The sequence below is a fragment of the Pontibacter qinzhouensis genome, from assembly GCF_008017455.1.
In the GTDB taxonomy this organism is placed as follows: Bacteria; Bacteroidota; Bacteroidia; order Cytophagales; family Hymenobacteraceae; genus Pontibacter; species Pontibacter qinzhouensis.
In genome coordinates, this window is sequence record NZ_VRTY01000170.1 from 1 (window position 1) to 7,163 (window position 7,163).

General features: G+C 44.1%; 7 protein-coding genes and 1 pseudogene. 4 read left to right on the forward strand and 4 right to left on the reverse strand.

Annotated elements, in window-relative coordinates; all coding sequences use genetic code 11:
- Window positions 1–137 precede the first annotated feature (137 nt).
- From FVR03_RS23390 to recF, 3 genes are all read right to left on the reverse strand, one after another.
- The gene (locus FVR03_RS23390; protein WP_147924197.1) at window positions 138–698 is read right to left on the reverse strand and encodes an acyl-CoA thioesterase; all 561 of its coding nucleotides are present in this window, start codon (window positions 696–698) and stop codon (window positions 138–140) included.
- A 186-nt stretch (window positions 699–884) separates the two neighbouring features.
- A complete protein-coding gene (locus tag FVR03_RS23395) occupies window positions 885–1,211 on the reverse strand; it encodes a DciA family protein (protein ID WP_147924198.1) in 327 nt (108 codons plus the stop codon).
- A gap of 269 nt (window positions 1,212–1,480) precedes the next feature.
- The gene (gene recF, locus FVR03_RS23400) at window positions 1,481–2,593 is read right to left on the reverse strand and encodes a DNA replication/repair protein RecF (protein ID WP_147924199.1); all 1,113 of its coding nucleotides are present in this window, start codon (window positions 2,591–2,593) and stop codon (window positions 1,481–1,483) included.
- 193 nt (window positions 2,594–2,786) lie between these two features.
- Here recF and pdhA point away from each other — a divergent pair, with 193 nt between their 5' ends.
- The 3 genes from pdhA (at window position 2,787) to ribH (ending at window position 5,452) form a co-directional block, all read left to right on the forward strand.
- Entirely contained in the window at window positions 2,787–3,827 is a 1,041-nt protein-coding gene (gene pdhA, locus FVR03_RS23405; RefSeq protein WP_147924200.1) for a pyruvate dehydrogenase (acetyl-transferring) E1 component subunit alpha, read from the forward strand.
- Between the two features lie 125 nt (window positions 3,828–3,952).
- A complete protein-coding gene (locus FVR03_RS23410) occupies window positions 3,953–4,666 on the forward strand; it encodes a tetratricopeptide repeat protein (protein ID WP_147924201.1) in 714 nt (237 codons plus the stop codon).
- 309 nt (window positions 4,667–4,975) lie between these two features.
- Entirely contained in the window at window positions 4,976–5,452 is a 477-nt protein-coding gene (ribH, locus tag FVR03_RS23415) for a 6,7-dimethyl-8-ribityllumazine synthase (RefSeq protein WP_147924202.1), read from the forward strand.
- 83 nt (window positions 5,453–5,535) lie between these two features.
- Here the strand turns inward: ribH and FVR03_RS23420 are convergent, their stop codons facing one another.
- Complete coding sequence (locus FVR03_RS23420) at window positions 5,536–6,090, reverse strand: DUF3575 domain-containing protein (protein ID WP_147924203.1); 555 nt, start codon at window positions 6,088–6,090, stop codon at window positions 5,536–5,538.
- An 843-nt stretch (window positions 6,091–6,933) separates the two neighbouring features.
- Between FVR03_RS23420 and FVR03_RS23425 the strand changes: the two are divergent.
- A pseudogene (locus FVR03_RS23425) lies at window positions 6,934–7,163 on the forward strand (TraR/DksA family transcriptional regulator); the annotation flags it as partial.

Below are 7,163 nucleotides of genomic sequence, written 5' to 3' on the forward strand. Positions count from 1 at the left end.
TATGCCCTCCAGAGGAAGCTTTTTCTCCAGGTGCAGCGGGAATTCATTTATAACTATGCGTAACTCCTATGTTAAGCCAAAAGAGCGTGAACTACTAACTGCAAACAGGACAAAACAAGTTTAGTCGCAGGTAAAATTCAATCGTCGTATGCTATTTTGCAACGTTCGCCCTGCAGTTTGTATAGCTCCTTCTCCACCGCCAGCACTGTTTTGGCTTCCGCAAATTCGGTTTGGTAGCGTCTGGAGAGTTCGCGCCGTTTCAAGGCCTCTAAAAACCGACGGGCATCGTTGTGGTTTTCCAGTATCAGGCCCGGCACCTGGGTAGGATTGTTGTCATCGTCTTTAGCGACCATGGTAAAGTAGGAGGTATTGGTATGCTTTACCAGGCCAGACTTCACATTTTCGGCTATCACTTTTATACCCACCATTAAGGAGGTGTTGCCTACATAATTTATGGATGCCATAAGCGATACCAGCTCGCCTACCTCTACCGGCTGCAGAAAATTTACGCCGTCTACCGTTACCGTTACACAGTAGTTGCCGGCATGTTTAGCCGCACAGGCATAGGCCACCTTGTCCATGAGCGAGAGCAGAATGCCCCCATGAATTTTACCGCCAAAGTTGGCATAGCTCGGAATCATCAGCTCCGTAAGCGTAGTGCGGGAGTAAGAAACAGGATGGTACAGCGGTGCAGACATGGGTTATAATTTTGAATGTGTGATTGAGTGAATATGAAACCGGTTAGAACATGAATTTACAGAATTTATAGAAGGTGGTATAGGTAAATGTTTTAAACGGAAAGGCTTTTTCTGTACTTTCTCTCCCGCTGATGCAGCACCAGTACAAGCTATAAGATTTATTCACTCAATCACTCAATCAATATTTTATAAGAACACAACATCTTTTACTACTTCTGATCCGGCATCGCGGTTCAGAATCTCGATTACTTTTGATTTCGACATGTTCAGTTCGTGCTTGAGCGGGGCAGAGTCGAGGCGCACGAACAGCTTCTGGTCACGGAAGTACAGCTCTTTTGTTTTCATGGCGATGGGTTTGCCCATAATACGGCCCCAGCTCTGGATCAGGTTTACCTCACTCAGCTTGCCCTGCAGCTTATACGCCTTCAGCAGCGCCTGAATACTTTCCCCAATCGGCTGTATATCCGCTTTACGGTAGTTGATGTCACTTTTCTTCTTGAATATATAGCGCACGGGTTTTGAATTTTGAGTTTTGAATGAGTGATTGAGTGAATAGGTTTTGTGAGAATCTTTAAATCGGGCTCCTCCCCAAGAAATTTGCAGAATTTTTGAATGTACAGAATTTGCCCTTGTAAAAAATTAAATCAGCGTGTTTACAGCAATTATTCTAATGAAAATGGTCTTCCAAAGGTTTTTTGGCTATTTAAACCTTAGGGTTAAACCCATTACCGAAAGTAAAGTATTCACTCCATCACTCACTCAAAATTCAATATTAGCAAAAATCACTCATCCAAAATTACCGAAACCGTTCCCTCCGATACCTTAAATCTACGAATTTGCTCCGACAGGTTCTCAAGTATTTTGTCGGTGCGCTCCAGGTGCGTGTCTGTCAGGAAGATCTGGCCGAAAGTGTGGGCAGCTACCATTTGCATAAGTTTGGTGATGCGTTTCTCATCGAGCCGGTCAAAAATGTCGTCGAGCAGGAGCAGGGGCTTGTGGTGCTGTTGCTGGGCCATTACCTCGAAGTGTGCCAGTTTGAGCGCGATAACGTAGCTTTTCTGCTGCCCCTGCGAGCCAAAGTGCTTTACCGGGTTGCCATCCATCAGGAACACGAAATCGTCTTTGTGCGGGCCAACAGTGGTACGTTGCAGAGCCATGTCTTTTCGTTCGTTCTGCTCCAGCAGCAGCCGGAAGTCTGCGCCGGGCAGCTGGCTTTTGTAGTCGAGGGTTACAGTTTCGTGGCTGTCGGATATGTGGCGGTAATGTTTCTGAAAAATAGGCACAAAGGTCTGCAGAAAAGCCTGCCGCTGCTGCGCCAGCTCTTCGCCCAGTGGGGTCAGCTGCTCGTTGAGTATGTGCAGGTAATCGCGGTCGAAGGTGTGGCGCTCGGCAAACTGCTTGAGCAGCGAGTTGCGCTGCTTCAGAATATGGTTGTATTTTATGAGCTGCTCCAGGTAGGGATGGTGGAGTTGCGAAATCAGGCTGTCGAAATATTTGCGACGCTCCTCGCTTCCTTCCCTGATCAGGTCGGTATCGTAGGGCGAAATAAGTACCACCGGGAACCGGCCAATGTGGTCGCTTACTTTGTCGTACAGCGCTTTGTTATGCGTTACTGTCTTTTTCTGCCCGGCTTTTAAGCTGCACTGTACCGTGTGTTTCTCTCCCTCTACCATAAAGCGGCCCTTCACCATAAAAAAATCTTCTTCCTGCTTAATGCTCTGCACATCGGAGCTGCTGAAGGCGCTTTTGGTCATGGAGAGGTAATGAATGGCGTCCAGCAGGTTTGTTTTGCCGCTTCCGTTGTCGCCGATAAAGCAATTTATATGTTCCGAGAAACTAACGAAAGCTTCTTCGTAGTTCTTGAAAAAGAGCAAATTGAGATTTTCGAGGAACATTAGTTTCTACTTTGATTTCTTTTTCCTTAAATTCGCAAGCCAAACCCATTTAGGCATTTGTGCCTCTGGTTTATCGGAGCTGGTTTAAATTTCGTGCGTGCAAGCGAAAGATGAATTTCAATCATGCTCTCGGGATGTAAAAATTCCTTAACAGCATACAACGGATATTTTTAAAACGAATACAAAATTACCCATGGCTGATACAAAAGAAAGAACAAAGCCGGCGAAAGCAAAGGTAGAGACAGAACCAACATTTTCAAAGGAGACTTACATGACCTGGTATGAGCAGATGAAGCTCATGCGCCGGTTTGAAGAGAAAGCGGGCCAGCTGTATGGTCAGCAGAAAATTAAAGGCTTTTGCCATCTTTATATAGGCCAGGAAGCATGTGTGGCAGGAGCTGTTTCGGCCCTTACCAAAGACGATAAGTGGATTACTGCTTACCGCGACCATGCACACCCGCTGGCACTAGGTACAAGCGCTAACGCCATTATGGCCGAATTGTTTGCAAAAGCTACCGGCTGCTCCAAAGGCAAAGGCGGCTCTATGCACATATTCGACAAAGAAGCAAACTTTATGGGTGGCCACGGTATTGTGGGTGCCCAGGTGCCGCTTGGAGCAGGTATTGCCTTTGCCGAAAAGTATAACAAGACCGGCAACCTGTGCATGTGCTACATGGGCGATGGTGCGGTGCGCCAGGGAGCTTTCCATGAGGCCCTGAACATGGCTATGCTCTGGAAACTACCTGTTATTTTCGTGATCGAGAACAACGGCTATGCCATGGGTACATCTGTACACAGAACATCTAATGTAACCGATCTTTACAAGCTTGGCCTTGCCTACGACATGCCATCGGAGCCTGTAGAAGCCATGTCAGTAGAAAACGTGCACAATGCTGTGGCCCAGGCTGCTGAACGTGCCCGTGCCGGCGAAGGACCTACCCTGCTTGAATTCAGAACATACCGCTACAAAGGTCACTCCATGTCTGACCCTGCCAAGTACAGAACAAAAGAGGAACTGGAAGATTACAAAGGCCGCGACTCTATAGAGGCTGTAAAATCTACTATTCTGATAAATGAGTGGGCGACAGAAGAAGAACTGGACCAGATCGATGAGAAGATAAAGCAAGTGGTGGCCGAATCGGTTAAATTTGCGGAAGACTCTCCTTACCCAGATCCGAAAGAGCTGTACACCGACATCTATGTAGAGAAGGATTATCCTTACATCAACGATTAACGAATTAAAAAAAATACGGATAAACGGAATTAATAGATAAGCACTTGTGGTTTAACACATAAGTGCGGTATATTTGACTTTTATTTCCGACTTTACGCATAGATTATATTATTTTTTCAAAGCTAATGGCAAAAGAAACAGTTAAGAAGCACAACGAGATAGAGGAGTTGGTAGAAAATCCGGATGCGTTGGCAGATCGCTTTACGCAATCAGAGGATTTTGTAAAGAAGAACAAGAATACGCTACTCGGAGTGTTTATTGCGATTGCCGCGCTTATAGTGGGTGGTTTTTTATATTACAACTACCGCACCACGCAAAACCAGAAAGCGCAGGAAGCCATGTTTCAGGCAGTTTACTACTTCGAGGCAGACTCTTTGAACAAGGCTTTGAACGGCGATGGCCAGTATGATGGTTTGTTGGCTATTGCCAACGACTATAGCGGCACAGATGCCGGCAACCAAGCGCACTTTTATGCAGGTGTGGCTTTGTTAAAGCAAGGCAAATTTGCAGAGGCTATCGATCAGCTGGAAGATTTCAGCTCTAAAGATTACCTTTTGCAGGCCCGCGCTTACAGCCTGATTGGGGATGCGCTGCTGGAGCAGGGTAAAAATGGCGAAGCAGCCGACATGTATATGAGAGCAGCTAACCATAACGCTAACCAGTACTTTTCGCCGCAATACCTCCTGAAAGCAGGTGTAGCCTACGAAGCAGGCAATAATTTTAAAGCTGCCGCCGATGCTTACAATAAAATAATTACCGACTATGTAACAGCTTCTGAGGTTTCTGATGCTAAAAAGTATAAGGCACGTGCAGAAGAATTAGCCGGAGCTACGAACTAATAACCTTGGCTTTTGCCATAGCATAAAAAGCGCTTTTGTCTTGCTTGCAGGGCAAAAGCGCTTTTTGTTTTACCTCGATATAGGTGCCTGATTAGATTAGATTTGTATATAGCAGCAGGCGACCTTTATCTTATTAGAATTATTCTAATGAAATCGGCCTTCCAAAGGCTTTTTGGGTTTTTAGATGCCAGGGCATAAGAAGGTGTCTTCCCTGGCAGCAGTACTTTTTTAAAAGACATCTTCAAATCTCCACATCTCCAAATTTTCAAATTGCTAAATTAGCACATGAAACCATTAGCACATTAACGTATGGCAACGGCATTAAAGAACCTTAACAACTATAGCAAACAGAGCTTTGCAGATATCTCAGATAAGAAATTTGGCATTGTAGTGGCCGATTGGCACAACGACATAACAGATACCCTGTGTGCAGGAGCCATAGAAACACTGCTGCAGCACGGTGCGCAGAAAGAGAATATTTTCCGGAACACTGTTCCTGGTAGCTTCGAACTAACGTTAGGGGCGCAGTTTCTGGCGCAAAACGAAGAAATAGATGCGGTTATCGCGCTGGGAGTGGTTATAAAAGGCGACACCAAACACGATGATTACATTAATCATGCGGTGGCAAACGGACTTACAACTGTGTCGCTAAAATATAACAAGCCTGTGTCGTTTGGGCTGGTAACCACCAACAACCTGCAGCAGGCCCTCGACAGAGCAGGAGGCAAGCACGGCAACAAAGGCGTAGAGGCAGCTGCTGCTGCTATACACATGCTTAGCTTTTAGGCTTGTGCCTGAGCAGTAAACAAGTGCGGGCTGACTTTATATAAAGTCAGCCCGCGCTTGTTTTATGTTACTGAAAGGATTGGTTAGAATTTAATACCGAAAGCGAGGCCCGTTCTAATGCCAAAGCCGCCAAAAGCGCCAGTATCGAAATCATCTTCGGTGCCGCTGGTAACTTTTATGTTGCCCTTGTTGTAGCTTGGCCCAAAAAACGCATCAATTACAAAACGGTCCCCTAACACCCATTGGTTACCAATTAGTAAGCCACCGCCAAAAGTATTGTAAGTTGCTTTTCCTTCGGTACCTTCCATCTCAACTTTGTCGGCGGTTAACTTAAACGACTGGTAACGTAAAAAAGGCGCCAGATAAAATCCTTCCGGAGCTTCTTTCGATTTCGATAAGTATTTTCTGAACTCCGGAGTTACACCAAACCCTTTAAAAGAAGTACCTTCTATCGAGAAGCCAGTGTAGAACAGACCCAACTGGGCACTCTTGTCTTCTGAAATACTTCTTTCATAAAATACTGATCCTGTACGGACAATAGGACTGAATACATTTACTTTAAACACATTAGTTTGTGCTTGTGCGGTTCCAGAAGCAATTGCTGCAATTGCGAACAGGATAAGAAATACTTTTTTCATAGTTTTTGAACATTTAATAGTGATTTAATGAAATCCTGCAAAGTTAATTCTATGCCAAAATCTTTATATAGATTATTACAGATTGAAATAATTTTCTATTTAATTGAATAATTTTGCACTATATGTCATAAGCAGCATAATTTACCCTCGACACTAGAATTGGCCAAAAACCTTTGGAAGGCGCTTTTTATTAGAATAATTAGTGGAGTAGTTTCAGGGAAATTGCACCGGTTAATACAGGATTTATTTTTAAGCTTCAGAAAATAAGTTGGGTCATTAGTTGCAACCTCAAAATAGGCGTACACCTTTTTGCTCCTGTAGCTGCTGCGCTTTATAAATAGTAAAAGCAAAACTGCCTGAGTTTACCCTTGGCACCTTACCCCACATTTTACCTGTGGAAGGCCATCTTCATTTGAATAATTGCTTTAAGGCAATTTAAATCCCTGTAAAGAAGTATTGCATTAAAAAAAGCAGTAGCCTTAGTTGTTGCCGAACAGGCGTAATATCTCTGCAAGGTTTTGGTTATCTCTTCTTTAAATAAAGAATATTATCTAATAAGTGTTAGTTAGGCAAAATTTTTGCAGCAGGTTATGCCCCGATACTACCAGAATATTAAATTTTAGAAGAAGGTGGTGATTTAAGGATATAACTACTATTTTTGCACCAAATTTAGTAGAAATGCTACTATTAATAGGCTTCAGGTGCGCATGTAGGTAATTGCTAATAAATCAGACAATTAGCTGCCAGGTAGTACTTTTTAAATGTAAATGAACTTTGTAAGGCTGTGAATGTTAGCATTACAGTAGCAAAGGAGAAATAGAAAACTAGTTCTAAGATAACAGAATGAGCACGAACCAAGACAACAACCAGCGTTATTCGAGAGAGGAACTTGCAGAGTTTGAGAACATTATTCTTGAAAAACTGACAAACGCCCGAAAGGAAGTTACCTTTATTAAAGAAACACTCAGCCGCCGCAACGACTCAGGAACCGACAACACGGCTTCTCCAACCAAAGTGTTGGAAGATGGCGCAGACACAGCTGAGAAAGAAAGCATGAACCAGCTGGCATCGCG